This window comes from Streptomyces sp. NPDC032126 (genome assembly GCF_055580085.1).
Map to the genome: position 1 here is coordinate 365954 of NZ_JBVIMA010000008.1, position 23482 is coordinate 389435.

20 protein-coding genes are annotated in these 23482 nt (G+C 72.1%); 12 read left to right on the forward strand and 8 right to left on the reverse strand.

Going from position 1 to position 23482, the window contains the following annotated elements:
- Positions 1-37: 37 nt before the first annotated feature.
- Complete coding sequence (locus ACZ5NW_RS29150) at positions 38-862, reverse strand: SDR family NAD(P)-dependent oxidoreductase (protein WP_468746922.1); 825 nt, start codon at positions 860-862, stop codon at positions 38-40.
- A 10-nt stretch (positions 863-872) separates the two neighbouring features.
- Positions 873-1631 (reverse strand): SDR family oxidoreductase, encoded by a 759-nt coding sequence (locus ACZ5NW_RS29155; RefSeq protein ID WP_468746923.1) that lies wholly within the window; start codon positions 1629-1631, stop codon positions 873-875.
- 50 nt (positions 1632-1681) lie between these two features.
- Here ACZ5NW_RS29155 and ACZ5NW_RS29160 point away from each other — a divergent pair, with 50 nt between their 5' ends.
- On the forward strand, positions 1682-2872 hold the full coding sequence (locus tag ACZ5NW_RS29160; RefSeq protein ID WP_468746924.1) for a cytochrome P450: 1191 nt from the start codon (positions 1682-1684) through the stop codon (positions 2870-2872).
- A gap of 30 nt (positions 2873-2902) precedes the next feature.
- On the opposite strand, the gene ACZ5NW_RS29165 is transcribed toward ACZ5NW_RS29160, so the two are convergent.
- The 3 genes from ACZ5NW_RS29165 to ACZ5NW_RS29175 form a co-directional block, all read right to left on the reverse strand.
- A complete protein-coding gene (locus ACZ5NW_RS29165; protein ID WP_468746925.1) occupies positions 2903-3655 on the reverse strand; it encodes an SDR family oxidoreductase in 753 nt (250 codons plus the stop codon).
- Positions 3656-3667: 12 nt separating this feature from the next.
- Entirely contained in the window at positions 3668-4351 is a 684-nt protein-coding gene (locus ACZ5NW_RS29170) for an acyl-CoA dehydrogenase family protein (RefSeq protein ID WP_468746926.1), read from the reverse strand.
- A gap of 176 nt (positions 4352-4527) precedes the next feature.
- The gene (locus tag ACZ5NW_RS29175) at positions 4528-5613 is read right to left on the reverse strand and encodes an acyl-CoA dehydrogenase family protein (protein ID WP_468746927.1); all 1086 of its coding nucleotides are present in this window, start codon (positions 5611-5613) and stop codon (positions 4528-4530) included.
- A gap of 329 nt (positions 5614-5942) precedes the next feature.
- Here ACZ5NW_RS29175 and ACZ5NW_RS29180 point away from each other — a divergent pair, with 329 nt between their 5' ends.
- From ACZ5NW_RS29180 to ACZ5NW_RS29230, 11 genes are all read left to right on the forward strand, one after another.
- A complete protein-coding gene (locus ACZ5NW_RS29180; protein WP_468746928.1) occupies positions 5943-12671 on the forward strand; it encodes an amino acid adenylation domain-containing protein in 6729 nt (2242 codons plus the stop codon).
- Entirely contained in the window at positions 12668-12943 is a 276-nt protein-coding gene (locus tag ACZ5NW_RS29185; protein WP_468746929.1) for a phosphopantetheine-binding protein, read from the forward strand. Before ACZ5NW_RS29180 ends, ACZ5NW_RS29185 begins: the two co-directional genes overlap by 4 nt.
- Positions 12940-14220 carry an aminotransferase class III-fold pyridoxal phosphate-dependent enzyme gene (locus ACZ5NW_RS29190; RefSeq protein WP_468746930.1) on the forward strand — a complete coding sequence of 427 codons (1281 nt, stop codon included), beginning with the start codon at positions 12940-12942 and terminating at the stop codon, positions 14218-14220. The genes ACZ5NW_RS29185 and ACZ5NW_RS29190 overlap by 4 nt, the downstream gene beginning before the upstream one ends.
- Positions 14217-14471 (forward strand): MbtH family protein, encoded by a 255-nt coding sequence (locus ACZ5NW_RS29195; RefSeq protein WP_468746931.1) that lies wholly within the window; start codon positions 14217-14219, stop codon positions 14469-14471. The genes ACZ5NW_RS29190 and ACZ5NW_RS29195 overlap by 4 nt, the downstream gene beginning before the upstream one ends.
- Positions 14472-14513: 42 nt before the next feature.
- Positions 14514-15047, forward strand: a complete 534-nt coding sequence (locus tag ACZ5NW_RS29200; RefSeq protein WP_468746932.1) for a GNAT family N-acetyltransferase — start codon at positions 14514-14516, stop codon at positions 15045-15047.
- Positions 15048-15236: 189 nt separating this feature from the next.
- On the forward strand, positions 15237-16109 hold the full coding sequence (locus ACZ5NW_RS29205; protein ID WP_468746933.1) for a hypothetical protein: 873 nt from the start codon (positions 15237-15239) through the stop codon (positions 16107-16109).
- 88 nt (positions 16110-16197) lie between these two features.
- Positions 16198-16875: a threonine/serine exporter family protein gene (locus ACZ5NW_RS29210; protein ID WP_468746934.1), complete on the forward strand. Its 678-nt coding sequence runs from the start codon at positions 16198-16200 to the stop codon at positions 16873-16875.
- A 280-nt stretch (positions 16876-17155) separates the two neighbouring features.
- On the forward strand, positions 17156-17296 hold the full coding sequence (locus ACZ5NW_RS29215) for a hypothetical protein (protein ID WP_468746935.1): 141 nt from the start codon (positions 17156-17158) through the stop codon (positions 17294-17296).
- Positions 17297-17373: 77 nt separating this feature from the next.
- Entirely contained in the window at positions 17374-17889 is a 516-nt protein-coding gene (locus ACZ5NW_RS29220; RefSeq protein ID WP_468746936.1) for a hypothetical protein, read from the forward strand.
- A gap of 129 nt (positions 17890-18018) precedes the next feature.
- Positions 18019-18642: a response regulator transcription factor gene (locus tag ACZ5NW_RS29225; protein WP_468746937.1), complete on the forward strand. Its 624-nt coding sequence runs from the start codon at positions 18019-18021 to the stop codon at positions 18640-18642.
- A gap of 105 nt (positions 18643-18747) precedes the next feature.
- On the forward strand, positions 18748-20643 hold the full coding sequence (locus tag ACZ5NW_RS29230) for a M6 family metalloprotease domain-containing protein (RefSeq protein ID WP_468746938.1): 1896 nt from the start codon (positions 18748-18750) through the stop codon (positions 20641-20643).
- A gap of 38 nt (positions 20644-20681) precedes the next feature.
- Here ACZ5NW_RS29230 and ACZ5NW_RS29235 read toward each other — a convergent pair whose 3' ends face one another.
- From ACZ5NW_RS29235 to ACZ5NW_RS29245, 3 genes are read right to left on the reverse strand one after another with little or no spacing between them, the layout of a single operon-like run.
- The gene (locus ACZ5NW_RS29235; protein ID WP_468746939.1) at positions 20682-21587 is read right to left on the reverse strand and encodes an aminoglycoside phosphotransferase family protein; all 906 of its coding nucleotides are present in this window, start codon (positions 21585-21587) and stop codon (positions 20682-20684) included.
- Positions 21584-23128 carry a helix-turn-helix domain-containing protein gene (locus ACZ5NW_RS29240; protein WP_468746940.1) on the reverse strand — a complete coding sequence of 515 codons (1545 nt, stop codon included), beginning with the start codon at positions 23126-23128 and terminating at the stop codon, positions 21584-21586. The genes ACZ5NW_RS29235 and ACZ5NW_RS29240 overlap by 4 nt, the downstream gene beginning before the upstream one ends.
- Entirely contained in the window at positions 23125-23439 is a 315-nt protein-coding gene (locus tag ACZ5NW_RS29245; RefSeq protein WP_468746941.1) for a helix-turn-helix domain-containing protein, read from the reverse strand. The genes ACZ5NW_RS29240 and ACZ5NW_RS29245 overlap by 4 nt, the downstream gene beginning before the upstream one ends.
- Positions 23440-23482: the final 43 nt, after the last annotated feature.

Below are 23482 nucleotides of genomic sequence, written 5' to 3' on the forward strand. Positions count from 1 at the left end.
GGGCGAGCGGGGCGCCCCGCCTCCCTCGGCCGCCGGGTCAGCGGACGGTGCCGCCGGTCACGTAGAGGACCTGACCGGTGATGAATCCGGCGCCCTCGCCGGCGAGGAAGGCGATCGCGTGCGCGATGTCCTCGGGTGTGCCGACCCGGCGCACCGGTGTCTGGGCGGCCACGATCTTCTGGAACTCGGCGAAGTCCACACCGAGTCGGGCCGCGGTCGCCGCCGTCATGTCGGTGACGATGTACCCGGGCGCCACGGCGTTCACGGTGATCCCGGCGGGGCCCAGCTCGATGGCCAGGGTCCGGGTGAGTCCTTGGACGCCGGCCTTGGCGGACGCGTAGTTGGCCTGTTCGCGGCTGCCGTTCGCGGAGGTGCTGGACAGGTTGACGATACGGCCCCAGCCACGTGCCACCATGTGTGGCCGGACGGCCTGGCACAGGGCGAACGCCCCGCGCAGGTTGACGTCGAGCACCATGTCCCAGTCCTCGCGGGTCAGTTCCTCAAGGAGCCGGTCGCGCACGGCCCCGGCGTTGTTGACCAGCACCGACGGCGGCCCCAGCCGGGCGGCCACCTCCTCCACGGCGTCACGCACCTGGGCGTCCTCCGTGACATCGGCCGCCACGGCGAGGGCCGTGCCACCGGCGGCGGTGATGCGATCGACGGTGTCCGCGCAGTCCCCCGCCTTCAGGTCGACCACCGCCACCGCGGCTCCCTCGGCGGCGAGCCGCGTCGCGGTGGCCGCCCCGATGCCCCGGGCGGCACCGGTCACGATCGCCACCTGGCCGACCAGGCCGCGGCGCCGACCGTCGTCGCGCCCCGCCTTCTCCGCTGTCCCCGCTGTCCCCGCCGTCTTCGTCTCCATGGTCCTCACCTCACGCCAGTCCGCCGGCGGCCCGCAGGTTCTGGCCGCTCAGCCAGCGCCCGTCCGGTCCCGCCAGGAACGCGATCACATCCGCGATGTCGTCCGGCCGGCCGATCCGCCGCAACGGGGTCATGGCGGCGGCCATGTCGAGCGCCGCCTCGGACTGGGCGGCGCGCAACATGTCCGTGTCGACCGGGCCGGGCGAGACGGTGTTGACCGTGATCTGCCGGAGCCCCAGCTCACGGGCGGCCACCAGGGTGAACTGTTCCAGGGCCGCCTTCGCGGCGGCGTAGACGGCGATCCCCGGAGCGTGGAGCACCGTATTGGTCGAGGAGACATTGATGATGCGGCCACCGCGGCTGAGTCTGCGCGACGCTTCCTGGATGACGAAGAACGGCGCCTTGGCATTCACCGCCATGAGCCGGTCGAAATCCTCTTCCGTGGTCTCGGCGATGGTCGCGACGAGTGATTCTCCCGCGTTGTTCACGACGATGTCGACACCCCCCAGTAATTCCTCTGCGGTCGCGAAGAGCCGTCGCACCTCGGCCACGTGGGCGAGATCGGCCGGTATGGCGTGCGCCTGGGCTCCGCTACCGGTGAGCTGCTGGACGAGTTCCGCTGCCTCCTTTTCGCTGCTGCGGTATCCGAAGGCGACGGCGGCGCCGTCCGCGGCGAGCCGTTCGACGACCGCGCGCCCGATTCCGCGGGAGCCTCCCGTGACCAGTGCACGACGTCCGGCGAGAACCGGTGAGCTCTTTTCGTCATTCATTGCTCGACCGTACCAGGTAGCGTCCCGACGTTTCCAGACAGTGAGGACCCATGGTTACCGCAGAAAAAATCCACTACGATCCGTACGACGCCCTGGTGTGCGCGGACCCTTATCCTTACTATGCGCTGCTGCGGTCGCGCGCGCCGGTTTACCGTAATGAGGAACGGGATTTCTGGGCCATTTCCCGGCATGCCGACGTCCTGCGTGTGCTGCTCGACGAGTCCCGTTTCTCCAACGCCTATGGAAACAGCATAGAACCGGCGAGCTGGGGCCCGAACGCCTACAAATATGCCTCGGTTCTCGCGATGGATCCGCCCATGCACACCCGGGTCCGCTCGGCCGTCACGGGATTCTTCGGGAATCGCAGCACGGCTCGCCTGGAGCCTTTCGTCCGGAGTGCCGTGCGGGCCTGCCTCGACGAGCTGGCCGACCGGAGTTCCTTCGACTTCGTGCGTGATTTCGCCAATAAATTTCCCATCCGAGTGCTGTGCCATCTCATGGCGGGTGAGGCCGCCGATGCGGAAATGGTGCAGCGGCTGGCCGACGGGGTGGTGGAAAGGGACAGCGGGACGACGGACGCGCCGATCCAGGCCATCGAGGCGACGCTCCAGCTGATGGCCTATTTCGAGGAACTGGTCGAGCTGCGGCGCCAGGCGCCCGGAGACGACCTGATCTCATTTCTCGTCTCTGTTCCCGGCCCCGGGGAGAGGATCACGGGCGAGGAGATCGTGGCATTTCTCAATCTCCTGGCCGCGGCGGGCAATGACACGGTCATCCAATTGCTCGGAAACGCCTGGTACTGGGCGGGCCGCCATCCGGATCAGCGCAGGCTCGCCCTGGCCGGACACATCGACGGCTGGGTGGAGGAGACGCTCCGATTCGACACCCCGAACCAGTTCGCCGCGCGCGCCGCGGCCCAGGACGTCGAGCTGCACGGCGTCGTGATCCCGGCGGGCGCCCGGATCCTGCTGCTACCGGGGGCCGCCAACCGCGACCCCGAGGTCTTCACCGACCCGGACCGCTACGACCTGACCCGGCAGTCACCGGGCAAGATCACCTTCGGTGGCGGTCGGCACCGCTGCCTGGGCGCCCGCCTGGCGCGGCTCCAGGCCCGTGTGGCGCTGGGCGCGCTGGCCGAGGAGGTGGCCGAGTTCGAGATCGACGAGACGGCGGCCCGACGGGTGACGTCGGCCGAGGCACGCGGCTTCCTCAGTCTGCCCACGACCGTGCGTCGGCGCTGACCCCCCGACGTCGCCGCGACACCGAGAACGTCACACGACGAGCCCCCCGGTCACCGGCAGGATCTGGCCGGTGATGAATCCCGAGTCCTCGTGGGCCAGGAAGGCGATCGCCTCGGCGACGTCCTCGGGCGTGCCCACCCGGCGGACCGGGGCCTGGGCGGCCGCCACGCGCTGTGCCCGGGCGAAGCCCTGCCCGGAGCGGTCGGCCGTCGCCTGAGTCATCTCGGTGGCGATGTACCCGGGGGCGACCGCGTTCACGGTGATGCCCTCGGGCCCCAGTTCGACGGCCAGGGTGCGGGTGAGTCCCTGCAGCCCGGCCTTGGCGGCGGCGTAGTTGGCCTGATGGGCCGTGCCCATGGCGGCCATGCTGGAGACGTTCACGATCCGCCCCCAGCCGTGCTGCCGCAGGTACGGAAGGACGGCCCGCGACATCAGGAACGGCGCCCGCAGATTGACGTCGAGGACGAGATCCCAGTCCTCGTCCGTCATCTCCGCGAGCGGTCGATCGCAGGTCAGTCCGGCGTTGTTCACCAGCACGGACGGCGCCCCGAGCTGCCGGGCCACCGCGTCGACCGCGTCCGCGACCCGCGCCGGGTCCGTCACGTCCGCCTCGACGGCCCACGCGGCCCCACCCGCGGCGACGACCTCCCGCACGGTCCGCTCGGCCGCCGCCCCGTCCCGGTCGACAACGGCCACCGACAGCCCGTCGGAGGCCAGCCGGGCGGCCGTGGCCGCTCCGATGCCCCTGCCCGCCCCCGTGACGACGGCGACACGTTCGGCCATGCGACTTCCTCCCTAGGCTCCTGCCCGCTGCCACAACGTGGCGGGGCTTCCGCAGCGCAGCGCCTCGCGCGCCGCCAGCGTGTAGTGACGGCTCACCGACGCGTGGTGCGTCAGGCCGAACGCCCCGTGCACATGCACGGCCCACGCGGTCGTCTCCAGGGCCTGTTCGGCGGCGTACGCGAGAGCGCGGAGCGCGGGCCGGCGGGCGTCCTCGCCCCGCTCGTCCAGCCATGCCGCCCGGTGCACCAGCAGGCGTACGGCCTCCTGGTGGGCGTACTGCGCGGCCAGCGGGAACGCGATGGCCTGGTGTTCCGCGAGGGGCTGTCCGAACTGCCGCCGGGTCAGGGCCCGGTGCACCGCGAGGCGGTGGGCGCCGACCGCGAGGCCGAGCAGATAGGCCGCCTGACGGGTGTGATCGCGCCACGTCGCCCGCTCGGCGCCCCGCTGTTCCGCGTCGCGGGTCCGTGCGAGGTCGCGGTAGTCGTCCTGTGCCGCGTGCCGGCCCAGTTCCTCGCACACGACGACGCCCATGCCCAGCCCGAAGCCCAGCCCGCCCCGCTCGGCGGGCTCCTCCAGGGCGTACAGGTCGAGTTCCTCCAGGCAGCCGCGCACGTCGTCGGGGTGGGCGGCGCTGTCCAGCTTGGCGCGCAGCGCCTGCGCCAGGTCGCGCTCGGCGTCCGTCAGCTCCAGATCCACGTCAGATCCTCCGGTCGGCGGTGGGGGGCTCGGTGGCTCGGTCCCGGTCGGGGGCCGGTTCCGGTCGGGCGGGCCGGTCCCGAGCGACCCGATCCCGGTCCTGGTCCGGGAGCCGGTTCCGGTCGGGGGGCCGGTTCCGGGCAAGCGGGCCCGCCCCTCCGAGGCCCGGCGCAGGGTCAGTCCACGGCGTCCGGCAGATGCTCCGCCAAGGTCTGGAGCATCATTTCCGAGGTGCCGCCCGACAGCAGCAGGCCCGGCGCCTCGCGATAGGCGGCGTCGACCCTCGGGGGGACCTCGGGCGCGTGCCGCCGCAGCGCCCAGCCGGCCAATTCCGCGGCGAGTTCGCTTCCGTACCACTTGGCGACACTGGTGCGTACCGGATCGACCGTCGCGGACGCTTTCCAGGACAAGAGCCGGGCCGCTTCGACGCGGGCGGCATAACGCGCGGATTCCACCGCGGAATCGGGTTCCGCGGGTGCCGAGAGTGCCATGTCATACCAGCGCTCGGCCCGCATGGAGAAGTCGAATCCGATCCTTTCGAGCGGCAATGCCTCGACGAGAACGGGCCAGCCGTTCCCGACTCCGCCGACCACATCGGCCGGGACGACCGGTACGCCGTCGAGCGTGACGACGTGAAAGCGCTCGTCGGGCACGCTGTCCAACGGTGTCACATGCACATCGGCCGCATGCATGTCGACCAGAAAGAGGGTGATGCCACCGTATTTGTCGTCGGCCGATGTCCGGGCCGCGCAGAGCCCGATGTCGATGATACGGGACTTCAGTCCGAACACTTTTGTCCCACTGATGGAGAATCCTTCCGGGGTCTCCTCCGCCGTTGTTTCCAGACTCGCCAGATCCGAGCCGGACCCCGCTTCGCTGTACAGCACACCGGCGAACAATTCACCACGGGCCAGCCCCGGCAGAATCCGGTTCTTCTGTTCCTCCGTGCCCACCTTGAGAAGGAGCCGCCCGACCGTCAGAACGCTGTTCACGAAAAGCGCATCCGGCACCCCTGCGCGGACGATTTCCTCGCTCACGATCGACGTATGGGCGGACGACAGTCCCTGTCCGCCGTATTCCGTGGGCCAGTCCACGCCGAGCAGTCCGGCTTCCCCGAGCAAACGGTAGAGCGGCCGCTCGTCCGGCTCGTCGCGGTGGGCGCTGTTCACGCGCTCGATCAGGCCGCGTACGCGGGGATCAGCCAGAACCTCACCGACTCGATCACGGAAATCCGTCTCTTCTGCCGAATGGCCGAAATCCATCCGTCCCCCGATCACTGGTGGCGGCGCCGCAGCATACCAACCGCAAATGCACATGTCACCAGTGTGATGGGGTGGATCACCCGTGAGACCGGATGTAGAGTCCGTTCTCGGACTGCAGGAGCCGGGGCACGAGTGACGACAGGGGGTCCGTTGTGCGCGCGCCCGAGTTCTTACGCACCAATGATCGCCGAACACGGTTCCTCACCAGGATTCATACGGCAACGACTGCTGCGGGATCCCATTCCGAGACAGATCCGGTCAACGACTCACCGACCCGTTTTCCCCGGGCCACGGCGGTCGGGGAACCCCCCGCGCCCACCCGCGTGCGGATGAGGGAACCGCTGGCCGCGCCACCGGCGGGCGGGCTCCCCCTCGCCGCCGTCGTCGCCGCGCTGAGCGACTTCACCGGGCAGCGGGAGCTGCACTTCGGACTGGTCGAGGATCTCTCGGCCCCCGGAGCGCTGATCGAGTGCCGGGTCTCGGGCGCGGAGGGGCTCGGCGCCCTGGCCGACCGGATCACCCGGTCCCCCGCCCGCCCGGCGCGCCAGACCCCGCCCATCGTCCTTCGCGTGCGGCGCCCGTACGACGTCCTGCTCGACCCTCATCCCTGGCGCGACGCCGATCTGCTGATCGACGTCGAACAGACCCCGGACCGCCTGGTCGCCGAGTTCGACCCCGACCGCCACGAGACCGCCACCGTCCGGGCCGTACTGCGGCACGCGAGCGCGCTGCTGAGCCGTGGTGCGCGCGACCCGGAACGCCCGCTGTGGTCCTGGCCGTACGCGGACCTCGACCCCGTGCCCGAGCTTCGTGGAGAGCCGGCCGAAGGCCCCCCGCCGGCCGATGCCTGTCTCACCCGGCTCTTCGACGAGATCGTCCGCCGCTTCCCCGACCGTCCGGCGGTCACGTCCTCCTCCGGATCCTTACTGACGTATCGTCAACTCGATGCCGACGCAGGGCGTCTGGCCAACGAGTTGCGCGAGCTGCGGGTCGGTGTCGAGGACCGCGTCGGCCTTCTGATCTCCCGGGGCGATCCCCGCTGGGTCACCGCCTGTCTCGCCGTCCTCAAGGCCGGAGCCGCCTGGGTTCCGCTGGACCCCGACACCCCGGCCGCGCGAGGGGAGCGGCTCTTCCGGCAGGCCGAGGTCAAGGTCGTCGTCTCCGACGGGCGCTTCACCGCCGAACGGCCCTGGCACCTGGTCGACCTCGACCGGGACGCCCCCCGTATCGCCGCCCACCCCACCGCCTGCCCTGCGCCGCGCACCACGCCGCGCAATGCCGCCTACGGCATCTTCACCTCGGGCAGCACCGGCTCTCCCCGCCTGGTCGTCGTGGAACACGCCAACGCAGTCAACTTCGCGGCGTCGCTCCAGGACCTGTTCGCGCTCACCCCGGACGACCGCATCCTCCAGTACGCCTCCCCCGGCTTCGACGTATGGGTCCAGGAGGTCTTCACGGCGCTGCTCACCGGGGCCGTCCTGCGTCTCGTGGACGACAACGAGCGGCTGTCGGTCGAGGAGCTGTCGCGCGTCCTGCGCCGGGAACGGATCACCGTCGCCGAACTCCCGCCCGTCCTGATGGACACCATGGACCCCGGCGCCTTCCCCGACCTGCGCATCGCCTCGGTCGGCGGCGAGCCGTTCCCCGGGTCCCTCGTCACCCGGTGGTCCGCCGGCCGTCGCGTCGTCAACGGCTACGGGCCCACGGAGGCCACGGTCGGCGTCATCTACAAGGACTGCTCCGGCACCATGCGCGTCCCGCCGCCGATCGGCCGTCCGGTCCGCGGCCACCGGGCGCTCGTCCTGGACGAGCGGCTGCGCCCCGTGCCCGCCGGGGCGGTCGGCGAGCTGTACCTGGGCGGAGCCGGGCTCGCCCGGGGGTACTACGGGGACCCGGCGCGCACCGCGTCGCGTTTCGTCGCCGACCCCTTCACCCCCGGCGAGCGGCTGTACCGCACCGGCGATCTGGTCCGCCTCGACACGGGCGGCGACCTCGTCTTCGTCGGACGCGCCGACCGCCAGGTCAAGGTGCGCGGCCAGCGGGTCGAGCTGGGCGAGATCGAGGCCGCGCTCCTGGAACACGCCGATGTGCGCAGCACCGTCGTGGACCTGTCGGCCGGACCGGACGGCGGGCGGATCGTCGCCTACGTGGTGCCGGAGCCCGGCCGCTCACCGGACCCGGACGCGCTGTGGGAGCACCTCGCCGAACGCCTCCCCCGCTCCATGGTGCCCAGCCGCCTGGTGACGGTATCCGGGATACCCCTCACCGCCAACGGCAAGGTCGACATGGCCGCCCTGGCGCGCCGGAGCGTGTCGTCGTCGGCCGGGAGGAGCCCGGCCCGGCCGGCCGCGGTGACCGCTCTGGAGCGCAGGCTGTACGAACGGTGCATCGCGAAGGCCATGCCCGGGGTGGAGTTGTCCCCGGACACCGACATGTTCCGCGCGGGCGGCAGCAGTCTGCAGCTCATCCGCCTCATCGCGCTGGTCCGCAGCGAGTTCCGGGTGGAGGTGCCGGTCGCCGAGCTGCTGCGCCGGCCCACCCCGGCCCGGCTGGCGAGCGTCATCGCGGAGGCGAAGGGTGACGCGGAACCGCTGCCCCGGGCACCTCGCCAGGACGAGCTCCCGCTGTCGCCCGGACAGCGCTCCCTGTGGTTCACGGACTCGGTCATCCCGCTGCGCTCGGCCTACCACGTGCTGGAGGCCCACCGGTTGCGCGGTCCGCTCGACGGCGGGGCGCTGCGGCAGGCGCTGGACACGCTCGTGGAGCGGCACGCGGCCCTGCGCACGGCGATCAGGGTCCGCGACGGGGTGCCGTATCAGGTCGTCCTCCCGGCCACGGGAATCGACTGGGCGGAGGAAGACCTGACGGGAATCGACGGGGCGGAGGTCGACCTGACGGGGGTCGGCGACGCGAACGTCCCCGACCCCGTACGCCCGGTGCTCGCCCGGCAGTTCGCCGCGCCGTTCGACCTCTCCGCCGGTCGTCCGGTGCGCGCCGCCCTCATCCGGCTGGGCGCGCAGGACCATGTGCTGTGTCTGGTGATGCACCACCTGGTCTCCGACGGCCGGTCCACGGAGATCCTCTTCGAGGAACTGGGCGAGCTGTATGCCGCGGCCGTGGCCGCCCGCCCGCCGCGGCCGCCCGCCCAGGGTGCGCGGTACGTCGATTTCGCCTGGTCGCAGACCCTGCTGGAGCAGCGGAACGCGTACGACGAGCAGCTGGCCCGGCTGCGCGCCCGGCTCGCCGGAGCGCCCGCCGAGGCGGAACTGCCCTACGACCGGCCCCGGCCCGCGGTGCCGAGCCATCGGGGCGCCGTCGTCCGTTTCGCGATCGACGACGAGGCGGCCGCCGCGGCCCGTGAGCTGAGCAGAGCCTCGGGCGTCACCCTCTTCACCACCCTGGCCGCCGCCTGTGCGGCGCTGCTCGCCCGGTACTCCAGGTCACGGGACGTCGTCCTCGGCACACCGCTGGCGAACCGGACCCGCGAGGAGTTCGACCGGGTGATCGGCTTCCTCTCCACGATGGCCGTGCTGAGGGTCGGCTGCGCCGGCGACCCCTCGTTCCGCGAGGTGCTGACGGCCACGCAGTCCGCCGTGAACGACGCGTTCGCCGCCCAGGACGTCCCCTTCGAACGGCTCGTCGCCGAACTCGCCCCCGATCGCGACCTCAGCCGGAACCCCCTGTTCCAGGTCACGTTCCAGCTGTACCAGACGCCGGGCCGGTGGCTGCGGCTGCCCGGGATCGAGGCCGAACCGGTCCCCTTCGACAACGGCACCAGCCAGTTCGATCTGTCGTTCGTCGTGCAGGAGGAGCAGGACGGCCGCCTGACGGGATCCGTGCTGCACAGCACCGACCTGTTCGACCGCGCCACGGCCGAGCGTCTCGCCGACGACTACCGCGCCCTGCTCTCCTGCGCGGTCGCCGCGCCGGACCGCCGGCTCTCCGCCCTCGCCCTGAAGTCCGACGAGGAGCCCGCGGGACTGTCCGGAGCCCCGGTGGACACCTCGACGGACACCATCGTCTCGCTCGTCGCCGGACAGGCGCGGCGCACCCCGGCCGACGTCGCCCTCTCCTGCGGCCCCGAGCGCCTCACCTACGCCGAACTCGACGCCGCCGCACGGCGATTGGCCGGCCATCTGACCGAGCGGGGCGTGCGTCCCGGCGAGGTGGTGGGGATCTGTCTGGACCGGGGCACCGGCCTGATGGTCGCACAGCTCGCCGTCCTCATGACCGGGGCGTGCTATCTGCCCATCGACCCGGAACAGCCCTTTGAACGCACCCGTTTCCTGCTGTCCGACAGCGGCGCCTCCACCGTCGTCACCACCCGCGACAGGGCGGCGGACTTCCCCTCCGCCGTGGCGGTCGACGCCCTGCCCGCCGGGACACCGCCGCCCGGCCCCAGGGTGACCGTCTCACCCGACGACGTGGCCTACGTCATGTACACCTCGGGGTCGACCGGCCGGCCCAAGGGGGTCGCGGTCCCCCACCGGGCGGTGGTCCGGCTCGTACGGGGCCTCGCGCACCTGGACGTCGGCGCGCAGGACACCTTCCTGTCCTTCGCGCCGGCGGCCTTCGACGCGGCCACCTTCGAGGTGTGGACGCCGTTGGTCCACGGGGCGCGGCTGGCGGTGTGCCCGCCGGGCCGGGTCGGCCCCAAGGAACTCGGCGCGGTGCTGGTCGAGGAGGACGTGACCGTTCTCTGGCTGACGTCCCAGCTGACCAATCTGGTGGTGGACACCGAGCCCGAGGCGCTGCGTCCGCTGCGGATGCTCGTCACCGGCGGCGAGGCGCTGTCGGTGCCGCACATCCGCAGGCTGCGGACGACCCTGCCGGACCTCACCGTCGTGAACGGCTACGGCCCGACGGAGACCACGACGTTCGCGGCCACCTACCGGGTCGAAACGCTGGACGGGGCCCGCTCGGTGCCCATCGGCCGCCCGATCGGCGCCACGCACGCCTACGTGCTCGATTCCCGGCTGCGGCCCGTCCCGCCGGGCGCGATCGGCGAGTTGTACGTCGGAGGCGCCGGAGTCGCGCGCGGCTACGTCGGCCGGGCGGGGCTGACCGCGTCCCGGTTCGTGGCGGATCCCTTCGGCGCGCCGGGGGCGCGGATGTACCGCACCGGCGATCTGGTGCGGCTGCGCCGCGACGGGGTGCTGGAGTTCGAGGGGCGCGTCGACGACCAGGTCAAGCTCCGCGGGTTCCGTATCGAGCCGGGCGAGATCGCGGCGGTGCTGCTCGACCACCCCGGGGTGAGCGAGGCGTTCGTCACCCGGGCGGGGGACGGGTACGCGACGGAGCTGGTGGCGTATGTCGCGACCGACGGCACCGCGACCGAGGACCTGCGCCGCCACCTGGTGGAACGGCTGCCGCAGTACATGGTGCCCGGCACGTTCGTCGAGGTGCCGGCCCTGCCGCTGTCGCCGAACGGCAAGGTGGACCGCGCCGCGCTCCCCCGCCCCGACGCGCGGACGGCGGGCCGTACCGCTCCCCGGACCCCCTACGAGTCGGCCGTGGCGGACGTCTGGGCGGAGGTCCTCGGGCTGGACCAGGTGGGCGCGGAGGACGACTTCTTCCAGCTCGGCGGTGACTCGCTGCGCGCCGTGCGGGTCGCCTCCCGCACGGCCGACCGGCTCGGCGTCACGGTGCCGCTGGCCTCGGTGTTCACGTACCCGGTCCTGGCGGACTTCGCCCGGGAGCTGGCCCGGTCCGAGCCGCCCGCCGCCACCGTCCCCGACGTCGGCCGCCTGGTGCGCCCGGCGGGGCCGGCGCCGCTGTCCGCGGCCCAGCGGCGGCTGTGGTTCCTCGACCAACTGCTGCCGGGGCGGGCGACGTACAACGTTCCGCTCGTCCTGCGGCTGCGGGGCGATCTGGACCGTGACGCGCTGCTCGCCGCGCTGCACGCGATCGTGACCCGGCACGAGGTGCTGCGCTCCCGGTTCGTGCTCGGCGACGACGGCCGGCCGGTGCAACAGGTGGAACCGGCCGAGACGTTCCGTACGGTGCCGGCGCGGGCCGACTCCCTGGCCGACGCCCTCCGGCTGGCCGAGGACGACGCGCGGCGGCCGTTCGATCTCGCGGCGGGCCCGCTGATCCGCTCCACCCTGATCCGCGTCGCCCCCGACGAGCATGTGCTGGCGCTGGTCGTCCACCATGCCGTCTTCGACGGGCGGTCCGCCGAGATCCTGCTGTCCGAGGTGGAGGACCTGTACCGCGGCGGTCCGTCGGCGCTGCCGCCGCTGCCCCTGCAGTACCGGGACGTCACCGCTTCCCCGGAGTCCGGCGCCGCCGGGAGCCTGGCGTACTGGCGGGCCAGGCTCGCCGGAATGCCGCCCCTGGACCTCTCGGACGGGGCTCCCCGGCCGTCCCGGCCCTCGGGAGCCGGTGGGCTGCACCGCTTCCGGCTGCTGGACGGCGACGGCGCAGAGCGGCTCGCCGCCCTGTGCGCGCGGCACGGCACGACCGAGTTCACCGGGCTGCTGGCCGGTCTGAAGGCCGCCCTGGCCGGGTGCACCGGCAGCACGGACCTGGCGGTGGGAACCGCCGTGTCCGGCCGTACGGACCCCGCCGCCGAGGGGCTCATCGGATTCTTCGTCAACACGCTGGTCCTGCGCACCGATCTGTCCGGGGACCCCGACTTCACCGAGATCCTGGACCGGGCCCGGGACACGACGACGGGCGCCTGGGCGCACCAGGACCTGCCGTTCGACGACCTCGTGGGCGCACTCAACCCGAAACGGGACACGCTCTACTCCCCCTTGTTCCAGGTCATGTTCTCCCTCCAGGACGTGCGCGGCCGCGCCCTGCGGCTGCCGGGCGTCCGGGCGGACGTGCTGGAGGTCTACAACGGGACGTCGAAATTCGACCTGGACGTCCTGCTCACCCGCGGCGACGACGGTGTGTCCGCCGCCGTGGAGTACAGCCTCGATGTCTTCGGCCCGGACCGGGTCGAGTACCTGTGCGGCGCGTTCGTACGCGTGCTGAACACGGCTCTGCGCGCTCCGCACACTCCGCTGTCCCGGCTCGCCGGGACGTCACCGAAGGGAACCGTGTCATGAGCTCCGAAACGGGAACGCCGAACGTGGACGGTGCCGAGACCGCGACCGAGAAGACGGTCGCCGAGGTCTGGGTCGAGGTGCTGAAGAAGGACACGTTCAACGCCGGCGACGACTTCTTCGCCATCGGCGGCAACTCGATGCTGGCGACCCTCGCGACGTACAAGCTGCGGGAGAAGTTCGACAACGAGCTGCCGCTGATGCTGCTCTTCGAGAACCCGACGATCACCGAGCTGGCCAAGGCGATCGACGAGCTTGTCGCCGGTGACGAATGATCAGCTCTGACGACTATCCGCTGTGGAACAGCCCCGCGATGGCCGCCTACCTCAAGACGGTCTCCCCGGAGACGATGCTCGTCGAGGGGCGGGGCGTGCGGGTGCGGGACGGGGGCGGCCGCTGGCTGCTGGACGCCCGTTCCGGCCTGTGGAACGTCACGCTCGGCTACGACCACGCGGGCGTCAAGGCCGCCATCGCACGGCAGCTGGACCGGCTGCCGTACGCCAACCTGATCGGCTACGGGCGGCCCAGCGCCATCTCGATGGAGGCGGCGGAGGCGCTGGTGCCGCATCTGCCGCCGCACCTCAACAAGATCCGGTACTGCGGCAACGGCTCCCAGGCGGTGGAGACGGCGGTCCTGCTGTCCCGGTTCCTGCACCGGACCCAGGGGGCGCCGGAGCGCACCACGGTCTTCGGGATGTGGCGCGGATTCCACGGGCTCGGCGCGGGCGGAGGGGCGCTGACCGGCATCCCCTATGTCCACTATCAGGCCGGACCGCTCCTGCCGGACGTCATGCACGCGCCCGGTCCGTTCGAGTCGCACGGTGACGGACGGACCAGCGATCTCGAACAGCTGATGACGGACTTCGGCCCGGAGCGGGTCAGCGCCGTCGTCGTCGAGCCGGTGGTCGGCGAGGGCGGGCACGTGCTGACGCGCGAGTACCTGACCTCACTGGCGGACTTCTGCCGCCGGCACGGCATCCATCTCATCGTCGACGAGGTCACGACGGGGATGGGCAGGACCGGCGCGTTCACCCGCTCGGAGCAGCTGGGGCTGCGGCCGGACATCCTCACCCTCGGCAAGGGGCTGACCTCGGGCTATGCCCCGCTGTCGGCCGTCGTGCTGTCGGACGAGGTGTATGAGACGGTCCGGGCCCTGCCCTACGACCAGCAGTTCTTCATCGGCTCCACGAACGACGGGCATCCGCTGTCCCTCGCCGCGTCGATGGCGGTCATCGAGGCGTTGACCACCGAGGGTGTCCTGGACAACGTCCTGGCCCGCGGCGCGGAGCTGGAACGCCGTCTGGCCGCGGTGGTGAAGAGGTATCCGCAGGTCACCTCGGTGCGGGGCACGGGACTGATGTACGCGATCGAGCTGGACGAACCGGATCTGCTGCGGCTGGCCATGGAGTCGAGGGGCGTACTGGTGTCGACGCTCGCCAAGTGGCCCGCGGTGATGATCATCCCGCCGCTGGTGGTCTCCTCCGACGAGATCGAGGAGATCGTCGTGGCCGTCGACCAGGCGCTGGGCGATGTGGCGGAGTTCGCGTCATGACCAGTGCGGCCTCCTCTTCGTCGTCGAATCCCTTCGACGACGAAGAGGGGATCTTCAAGGTCCTCGTCAACGCCGAGGGGCAGCGGTCGCTGTGGCCCGAGTGGGCGGACGTCCCCGAGGGCTGGACGGTCGAGCTGGACGACGCGCCGCGCGCGGAGTGCGTGGCATGGGTGGAGGAGCACTGGACCGACATGCGCCCCAGAAGCCTGGTGGAGGCGGACCGGCAGGGCGGGACGGCGGAGCCGGGGTGAGCGCCGACGACCCGCCTTCGGCGGCTGCGGCATGATCGCGGCATGATCGTGGGTGTGACGGATCATGTGACGCTGCGGCCGGTGGCCGAGGACGATCTGACCGTGCTGGAGCGACTGACCCAGGATCCGGAGACGGCGGGTGAGTTCTCGCGGTTCGGCTGGTTCGATCCGGGCCGTCACCGGCGCCAGTGGGCGGAGAACCGGCTGATCGGCGAGGACGGCGGAACACTGATGGTGGTCCGCGGGAGCGAGTCGCTCGGCTATGTGAACTGGCGCCGCAAGCAGACGACACCGGCGGGGGCCTTCTGCTGGACGATGGGTATCGCCCTGCTCCCGCACGCCCGGGGTCGGGGCCACGGCACCGAGGCGCACCGGCTGCTGGCGCGCTATCTGTTCGCGCACACGACCGCCCACCGGCTGGAGGCGGACACCGAGGTCGACAACATCGCCGAGCAGCGGGCGCTGGAGAAGGCCGGATTCAGCCGTGAGGGCGTGATGCGCGGCATCGGCTGGAGGGACGGCGCGTGGCGGGACGGAGTCCTGTACGCGCTGCTCCGCACCGACCTGCCCGTGTGACCCCCTCGCGGTGCGGCTCATACCCCTCGCCGGGCGCCCGTCGCAGAGGGTGGCGTCGGCATGCGGGCTCCGACGGGAGGCGCTTCACTGGTTCCGGGGGCCGAGAGCGAGGGAGGCGTCATGGCCCGCTGGCCGGTGGCCGGAGCACCGCGGTACTGACGCACCGTGCCGTCCCGGGAACGAACGCTGATGCGCCAGGTCCTCGCCGACCCGCGAGGGCTGCCCGAGCACCTGGCTCTGTTCGCCGTACGGCACCGGGGCGAACCGGCCCGGCGGACGGTCGCGGCGCTGCCGCCGGACGCCGATCTGGCCGCCCGCTACCACGAGTCGATCCGCCGGGGCCGGCGCGCCACGACCATCGAGGGCTCCTTCGTCGGCGGACCGTTCCTGGTGTTCGTCCCCTTCGCGTTCTGTCTGGCCATCCTCCGTCAGGCCCGTACGCTGCTGGAGCTGGCCGCCCTCGACGGACGCGACCCGACGGACGAGGAGCGCGCGGCCGAACTGCTCGTCCTGCAAGGCGTGTACGGGGATCTGGACACCGCCCGCGCCGCGCTCACCGGCCTGCGCCCGCCCCCGCCGGTGCGCCGGCTGCGCCTGACGACGCTGTGGGACGTGACATGGCGGATGGCCCGCCTGCTCGGGCTGGTCACGCCCGCCGAGCCGACCAGTGGATCGCGGTGGCTGGCGCAGACCGGTCGTTGGCTGCTCGTCGGCGCGGTGTTCCTGGTGGGCCTGGTGGCCCCGCTGGTGTGGCTGCCGTACATGGCGGTCTCGTACGACCGTGCCACGACCCGTCTCACCGATCGGGCCGTGCGCTACTACTTCACGGACGACGCGCGCCTGCCGCCCCGTGGACGGCTGGACCCGGCCGCGCTGGCGGGGGCGGGCCAGGCCCTGCTGTCGCTGCTGCTGCCGGTGGTCCTGATCCTCGCGATCGTCTTCGCCGACCTGGAGATCGCCGGGAGCAACTGGCCGGTGCTGGGGATCGTGCTGACCGTCGGCTCGTTGGTGGCGGGTGCGGTCTGGCAGTGGCGGCGACGGCACCGGTCGGCGCGCGACTGACGCCGCCCGCCGGACCCGCCCGGGGTGCCGAGCGAGGCGGGGCCGTGCAGCCTGGAACTCCGGTGCCCCGGAGCGCGAGGAGGCGGGCGTGGAGCAGCCTGCGGCCGCGGATCTCGACGACCTCACGGCGTTCCTGGCGCGTCTGACCGGGCTGCTGCTGCGTTCCTCCGGCGAGGGCGCCCACCTCGTCGAGCGGCTGGTGGCCGAGGCCGCCCGCGCCTTCGGCGGTTCCGCGTCCCTGCTGCTGGTGCCGGAGGCGGCCGCGCTCACGGTCACCGCGGCGGACGGCCGCACCCGAGCCGTCACCGTGCACGGTTTCCCGGAGGTCTTCCGGCTCGACCAGGTCGCCGCGCTCAAGCCGCTCCTCGTCTCGGTGTCCTCGGGCCGGACCGACATCGCGCGGGCGCACCGCGCGCTGGCGGCCATCGAGGCGGCGCCGGCGCCGTACCCGTGGTGGCTGAAATTCCTCGGCATCGTGCTGTTCGCGCTCGGCTTCGCCCCGCTGATGCAGCCCACCTGGTACGAGGTGGCCACCACCGCGGTGCTGGGCGCCCTGTCCGCGGCGCTGGCCGTGACGGCCGACCGTGTGCCGCGGCTGGCCAGGATCCTGCCCCTGGTGGTGTCGACGGCCGTCTCCGTCGTCACGTTCGAGCTGTTCGCCGACGACCCGGCGCACGGCGGCCCGGTCCTGCTGATGCTGCCGGCGCTCTTCTATTTCGTGCCCGGCGACTATCTCAGCGCCGTGGCGGGACTGATCACCGAGTAGGCGAGCCGGATCGCGCCCGTGGCGCGTCTTCGTCACCGGCACGTCCACCCACGCCCTCTTCGACGTCGCCGCGGACGCGGATCTGCCCCGCTGGGCGCTGTTCCTGGCGTGGATCGTCTTCACGGCGGGCACGCTGTTCGCCTTCGCGATCCCGACGCGCTTCTGGTGGCCGCTGCTCCTGCTCGTCTACGTCACCGTCGGGGCGCAGTCGGGGTTCACCAAGCTCGTCGGGGAGACGGGCGGGACGTTCGTCCCCGCGGTCGTCCTGGCCGCCGCGACCATGCGCGGGCTGACCACGCTGGCCGGCGGCTACCCCGTCGAGGGCTTCGAGGACCTGCTGAAGCTGGTCACCATCGTGACGGCCATCGCGGTCGGGCTGGTGGTCGGCGGGACGCTGGTGCCCTCTGGCGAACACGCGTAGACCTCCGCCATCATCTCCCTGCACCGCCTGCACCGTCACCGCACCGGCCGTATGACTCATCGCAGGGAGGGCTCCGTATGAAGGCTCCGAAAGGTCTCCGTGTCCGATCGATCCTGACCGCGCTCGCGCTCGTCGTCGCTCCGGGTGCCGTCGTGATCGGTGGCGCGGGCGACGCGTTCGCCGTCACGAAGATCTCTGACGCCACCGCGAGATCCATGTTCCGCGAGGTCGGCATCACCTGGTCGTCGTCCGGCAACTGCTCCGACCGGAACACCCCCACGTGTACGTCCTTCGAGCAGCTCAACCTGGCCACCGCGCAGGGCGCCCAGACCCTGAAGCGGGCCAGTGGATGCGCGCTGAACATCACCGGCGGGACGGAGACCGGGCACGCCTCGGGCACCTACTCGCACTGGAACGGCTACAAGCTCGACTACAGCAAGTACACCTGCGTCGGGAACTACATCAAGAACAACTTCACGTACATCGGCCTGCGCGGCGACGGCGCCCCGCAGTGGCGTTCGGGCTCCGGCAACATCTACGCCGACGAGGGCAGCCACTGGGACGTCCTGTACTACAACTGCGGCGGCTGCTGAGGGGCGGCGGGCAGGCCGAACCAGGACGCCTTCCGGCCCTCCGGCATGCCGGACCGTGCGCGAGGCCCAAGACTGGTGTCGAGAGGCCGGGCCCGCGCGCGGGCGTCGGCCGGTCGGAGTGAGGCGCCCATGAGTGCGGACGTGCCACGTGTCGCCGTCGTAGGCGACTGCCCGCTTCTGCGCGGGGGCGTGGCACGTGCCGTCGAAGCCGCCGACGGGCTCGCGCTCGCCCTGGTCACCCGCTCGGCCGACGAGGCCGCGCGGGACCTCGGGCCGGGCGACATCGCGTTCGTCGACCTCCAGCTGCCGTCCGGATGCCTGGCGGAGGTGGTGGGGCGGCTCGCCGCCCGGGGCGTCTCGGTCCTGGTCCTCTCCTCCGGCCGGGACGACCACGCCGTGCCCGTCCTGCGCGCCGGTGCCCGCGGCTGCCTCAGCCGGCGGGCCGACGAGCGCGAGCTGCTGGCCGCGCTCCGGCTCCTCGCCGGCGGCTCCTCGTACATCTCCGCCGACCTCGCCATACGACCGGACACGGAGCCGTCGTGTCATGTCACGGACCGCGAGCGGCAGATCCTGGAGCTGGTCGCCCACGGGGAGACCGACCACGGCATCGCGGTCCGGCTGGGGATCAGCGAGCACACCGTGCACTCCCATCTGGACCGGCTGCGCGACAAGATCGGCTCCAGGCGGCGGGCCGATCTGACGCGCTTCGCGATCACGCACGACATCATCCCCGCGGCCACCCGGCAGGGGTAACGCTGCCCCGCACCGCCGTGGGTTCTTCTGCCCTGTGCGAGGCCCCGCGGGCCCGCCACACTGAGAACGAGCCCTCTGGCGCCCCGATTCAGGGAGATGTGTGCGATGAGTGGCATCTTCGGCGACACCCTCACCTTCGGCCAGGAAGAAGGTGACCGTGTCCAACTCGTCGCCTTCGGTGACGACAAGTACGCGCGGTACGAGACCCCCGACGGCTACTCGGTCGTCTACGACCCCGACCGCGGCGCGTACTGCTACGCGGAAACCGACCACGCCGGCGCCGCACGCCGCTTCGTCTCCAGCGGCACCCTCATCTCCGAACCGCCGCCCGAGGGACTGCCCCGCCATCTGCGAGAGGGGCAGATCTACCGCAGAGAGGTCGTCAAGCAGCGGATCCTGCAGATGGTCCCGAAGGAGGAGCGGGCCGACACCGACCCCGACACGCTCCTGACCTTCGGCCCGAACAAGGGCCTGCTGCCCGGCTTCGCCCTGACGGAGGGCGAGGTGCAGGGTCTGACGATCCTCGTGGACTTCCCCGACGAACAGACCGCGGTGACCCCCGACGACGTCTCCGCGCTGCTCAACAGCCCCCACTTCACGGCCAGCGGCAACCGCTGCTCCGTGAAGGAGTTCTTCCGCACCATGTCGACGGGCAAGCTCGTCTTCACCAACACCGTCGTCGGCCCCTTCCGCATGAGCCGGCGCCGGCTCGCGTACGGGCTGGCCGCGAACAGGGGCAAGCTGGTGCCGGAGGCGCTTCAGGCCGCCGTGGACGCCGGTGTCGACTTCAGCCGCTTCGACTCCCTCGGGCGCGGCGTCGTCGACTCCGTCTGCATCATGTACGCGGGCCGGACGGAGTTCCGCGAGGACCTCTGGCCGCACAACTCGCGTTTCCCCGCGGAGATCGACGGCGTGCAGACGGACTTCTACACCCTCACGAGCATCGGCGAGACGACGGCCGACCTGAGCATCGGCACGTTCTGCCACGAGAGCGGCCACCTGCTGTGCCGATGGCCGGACCTCTACGACTACGGCACCGTCGAACGCGAGGGCGACGACTTCACCAGCTCGGGCCTGGGCACCTACGACACCATGTCCGCCGGGAACCAACTGGGCAACGGCTTCCTGCCGTCCGCGGTCAGCGTCTATCTGCGCCGTCTGGTGGGCTGGACACGGGACGAGGACATCTCCGCGCCCGGCTCCTACGAGGCCAGGCAGGGCGAGTACGACAAGGCGCTGATCTATGAGAACCCGCAACGCCCGGGCGTGGAGTACTACTTGGTCGAGAACCGCAGCAGGCTGGGCTTCGACTCGCGGCTGACCTCCAGCGGACTCGCCGTCTACCACTGCGACATCAAGGGGTCCAACGAGTTCCAGCAGGGCACCGCGGTGCGCCACTACCAGTGCGCGCTCCTTCAGGCGGACGGCCACCTGGACCTGGAGACCGGCCGCAACATGGGCGACGGCGGGGACCTCTACGGACCGACCGCCGGCACCGCGGTCTCGCACAGCAGCCGCCCGGCGTCCCTGTGGTGGGACGGCAGCGAGTCCGGGCTCACCCTCTCCCAGATCGGTCCTCCCGGTGATGTCATCACCTTCCGCACCGGCGAACAGGCCGTCTCCGGCGCGCAGGTCAGCGGACGGTCGGCCCCGGACGCCGCGATCCCCGAGGCCATCGGCGGCCTGACCGACGAGATCGCGCTCGAAGGGCTGGGCACGGTCCGGGACCTGACGCTGAAGCTCGACATCGAGCACGGCCGCATCGGCGATCTGCGGGTCGTCCTGCTGGCGCCCTCGGGCCGCCGCGCCGTGATCCACAACCGTACGGGCGGCGACACCAAGAACCTGCGGCTCACACTGACCTCACAGCCGCCTTCGCTGCTCGCACCGCTGGTCGGCGACGCGGTGGCGGGCAACTGGCAGCTCAAGATCACGGATGCGGTCAAGCCGGCCGCCGGAACGCTGCGCAGCTGGGAGATCACCATCCACACCGGCACCTGACGGATCCCCGAGATGCGCGTGGCCGGTTCGCCATCGGTTCATCGCCCGGCGAGGCGTCGTAGCGACGCCCGGCCGGGCGGGCCCCAGGTGGGCTTGCCGCCGGAGCGGCCGCGGACGCCCGCCTCTCCGATGAGGAGGCAGGCGAGGGCCTTCAGCACCGCCCAGCCCCGGGCACGGCGCAGGGTCGCCGCGTCCGGGGCCGGCCGGTAGGCGTCGAAGAAGCGGTCGGCGGCGCCGTCGGGCAGCAGGATCCACGCGGCGGCGAGATCGCAGGCCGGATCCCCCGCGAAGAGATCCCCGAAGTCGATCACACCGCAGAAGGTGCCGTCCGCGGTGAGCACATTGGCCGGATGCAGATCGCCGTGCAGCCACAGCGCCGGCCCCGTCCACTCGGGCGCGGCGACGGCGTCCTCCCAGACCGCGCGGACGGCGTCCGGGTCGGGGATCAGCCCAAACTCGGCGGCCTCGGCCAGGCCCCGGGCAAAGCCCTCGGCCCGGTCGGCCAGCGGCCCGCCCCGGTCACGACCGGCCGGCGCCCCGTCGGGAGCGGGCCGGTGAAGAGCGGTCAGAAACGCGGCCAGGGTGTCGGCCGCCTCCGCGCCGCGCGTAACGGGGGCGCGGTCGGCGGGCGTTCCCCGCACCCAGGTGGTGACGATCCAGGGCCGTGGAAACCGCTCGGAGGGCTCACCGAGGCGCTGCGGCACGGGAACCGGGAGGGGCAGCCGCGGGGCGAGCGCGGGCAGCCAGGCGTGCTCCTTGCGCAGCAACGCGTCCGCCGACGTCGTCGCCCACGGCAGCCGGACGGCGAGGTCGTCGCCGAGCCGCCACAGCTGGTTGTCCCACCCGCGCGCCCCGAGCCTCACGGGGCGGTCGGCGAGGTCGGGGTGCTGGTCGCGCAGCAGGTCCCGGACCAGCTCCGCGGTGATCTCCGGCGCCGTGCTCATTCCGTGGTCTCCGGGGTGCCGACGGTGTAGACGTCCTTGACCTTCACCTCGGTGACACCCCGGCCCTCCGGGAAGACCGCGCGCCAGTCGCCGATCACGTGCAGTTCGTCGGTGCCCATCGCGCGGACCACCATGAGACCCTCGTCGTAGGCGCGATGCGCCTTCCACCACAGGTTGGCGAAGGCCTGCGAGCGGATGAGATGCATCCAGTCGGTGCGGTACAGCTCCCGGTTGTAGTTGGACTCCCCCAGCGTGGAGACGAACTTCGCGTACATGGCCTTCACGTACTCCAGCGTCACCTCGTCGTCCTCGGCGATCGCCCGGTCCCGGGCGTCCTTCAGGGCGACGCGGAACTTCTCCAGCAGGCCTTCCGTGGCTCCGGAGGTCCAGGACTCGTGGATCTCCGGCGGGTCGCACAGTCCGTACTTCGGTCCCGCGAGCCGCAGCAGCAGGCGCAGGGTCGGTTCGGTCACCCACAGGGGACCCGGCTCGTCCCGGCTGCCGATCGGGTTGGGCAGGTAGGCGTCGTGCTCCCAGGCGGGCGGCGTGATCAGGTGGACGCCGGCGCGACGGCGGTCGTGGTGGTCGCCGGTGGAGTGCTCCAACTGGCCCAGCGGAAGATGCGTCTTGAGCGCGGACAGGTAGGCGCCGTTGACGTCGAGCGCGGTCACCTCGTGCCGGCCGGGCGGCAGTTCGGCCCGCGACCACCTGGGCCGGGCCTCCCAGATCCGGTCGGAGCCCCGCGCCGTCTCCTTGCGCAGGATGTCGGGCAGCCAGGGGTGGGCGACGATGTCGTAACGGCCGCCCATGCGGCTGTGGTCCAACAGCGCCATCGCGTCCGGGATCGCCCGCCTCACCAGTGCCCTGGTCGCCGCGTCGACGTCGCCGGCGTGCTCGGCGAGCGCGGCCGTCACGGCGTCGGCGATCAGGTCGGGCGTGTCGGCGGTCCGCAGACGACGGCCGACGGGCACGATCTTCACTCCGCGCGCCGCCCGCTCAGGGCTGCTGCCGGCGGGAGTGGGCTCGGGCGGGCGCGCCGGTCGGGTCGTGCCGCACTCCGCGGGCTCGGGCGGGCGCGCCAGTCGGGTCGTGCCGCACTCCGCCGGGTCCAGGTGCTGAGGGAATCCCGCGACCTGCTGCCGGGCCGGCTGCCCGCACAGCACACACGGCTCGGGGCTGGGAAGGTCGTCGCCGTCGTCGTCCTGACCGAGGGCGTGCCCGGCCTCGGCCGCGCCCGCGGGCGCGGGAACGTCCTCCTCGGGCCCGGTCTCGTCCGCCGGGGCGTCCGCGGCGGCGACGGCGTCCAGTTTGGTGCGCGCTCCGTCCAGGAAGTACGCGTACTTCTCCCGCACTTCGCCGCTCGGGTCACGTCCGGACTCCCAGCCCCCGACCGTGGACGGGCTGACGTTCAACACCTGAGCCAGCTGGGCCCGGGAGACGTTCAGCTCTTCGCGCAGGGCACGCCGTTCCCCGGCGGGAGGCAGCGGGACCTCCTGCTTGGCGCCGGCGAGCAGCGCGTCGATCGCGTCGAAGTCCGTCATCGGGTTCCCCCGTCCGGTACGGCCGCGGAGCGGGCGGGGTGCGCGTGGCGGCCGGGGGCGCGGCGCCGTGGGGTCGGCAGCGCCTCGGTGGCCCGGGTCGGTCCCGCGAGGAGGTCGAGGACGTCGATGCCGTAGTGCGCGGCGACCGCTTCGCAGTCGGCCAGGCTCCAGGCGGCGGTGCCGGACTGGCGGCGGCTGACCTGCGCCTGGCCGACTCCCAGGGCGGCGGCGAGTTCGGTCTGCGACTCGCCGGTCGCGTGCAGGAGGGCCGCTACGGCGGACCGGACCCGTTCCTCAAGAGTCATGCCCATGACGGCGAATGTAGCACCCGTGACTCATGCAGTATGCGTAACA

Excerpts from the sequence above, each read along its gene's own strand:
- ACZ5NW_RS29150 (WP_468746922.1), bottom strand. The coding sequence starts at position 862 with ATGGAGACGAAGACGGCGGGGACAGCGGGGACAGCGGAGAAGGCGGGG.
- ACZ5NW_RS29155 (WP_468746923.1), bottom strand. The coding sequence starts at position 1,631 with ATGAATGACGAAAAGAGCTCACCGGTTCTCGCCGGACGTCGTGCACTG.
- ACZ5NW_RS29160 (WP_468746924.1), top strand. The coding sequence starts at position 1,682 with ATGGTTACCGCAGAAAAAATCCACTACGATCCGTACGACGCCCTGGTG.
- ACZ5NW_RS29165 (WP_468746925.1), bottom strand. The coding sequence starts at position 3,655 with ATGGCCGAACGTGTCGCCGTCGTCACGGGGGCGGGCAGGGGCATCGGA.
- ACZ5NW_RS29175 (WP_468746927.1), bottom strand. The coding sequence starts at position 5,613 with ATGGATTTCGGCCATTCGGCAGAAGAGACGGATTTCCGTGATCGAGTC.
- ACZ5NW_RS29180 (WP_468746928.1), top strand. The coding sequence starts at position 5,943 with ATGAGGGAACCGCTGGCCGCGCCACCGGCGGGCGGGCTCCCCCTCGCC.
- ACZ5NW_RS29185 (WP_468746929.1), top strand. The coding sequence starts at position 12,668 with ATGAGCTCCGAAACGGGAACGCCGAACGTGGACGGTGCCGAGACCGCG.
- ACZ5NW_RS29190 (WP_468746930.1), top strand. The coding sequence starts at position 12,940 with ATGATCAGCTCTGACGACTATCCGCTGTGGAACAGCCCCGCGATGGCC.
- ACZ5NW_RS29195 (WP_468746931.1), top strand. The coding sequence starts at position 14,217 with ATGACCAGTGCGGCCTCCTCTTCGTCGTCGAATCCCTTCGACGACGAA.
- ACZ5NW_RS29200 (WP_468746932.1), top strand. The coding sequence starts at position 14,514 with ATGATCGTGGGTGTGACGGATCATGTGACGCTGCGGCCGGTGGCCGAG.
- ACZ5NW_RS29205 (WP_468746933.1), top strand. The coding sequence starts at position 15,237 with ATGCGCCAGGTCCTCGCCGACCCGCGAGGGCTGCCCGAGCACCTGGCT.
- ACZ5NW_RS29215 (WP_468746935.1), top strand. The coding sequence starts at position 17,156 with ATGCGCGGGCTGACCACGCTGGCCGGCGGCTACCCCGTCGAGGGCTTC.
- ACZ5NW_RS29220 (WP_468746936.1), top strand. The coding sequence starts at position 17,374 with ATGAAGGCTCCGAAAGGTCTCCGTGTCCGATCGATCCTGACCGCGCTC.
- ACZ5NW_RS29225 (WP_468746937.1), top strand. The coding sequence starts at position 18,019 with ATGAGTGCGGACGTGCCACGTGTCGCCGTCGTAGGCGACTGCCCGCTT.
- ACZ5NW_RS29230 (WP_468746938.1), top strand. The coding sequence starts at position 18,748 with ATGAGTGGCATCTTCGGCGACACCCTCACCTTCGGCCAGGAAGAAGGT.
- ACZ5NW_RS29235 (WP_468746939.1), bottom strand. The coding sequence starts at position 21,587 with ATGAGCACGGCGCCGGAGATCACCGCGGAGCTGGTCCGGGACCTGCTG.
- ACZ5NW_RS29240 (WP_468746940.1), bottom strand. The coding sequence starts at position 23,128 with ATGACGGACTTCGACGCGATCGACGCGCTGCTCGCCGGCGCCAAGCAG.
- ACZ5NW_RS29245 (WP_468746941.1), bottom strand. The coding sequence starts at position 23,439 with ATGGGCATGACTCTTGAGGAACGGGTCCGGTCCGCCGTAGCGGCCCTC.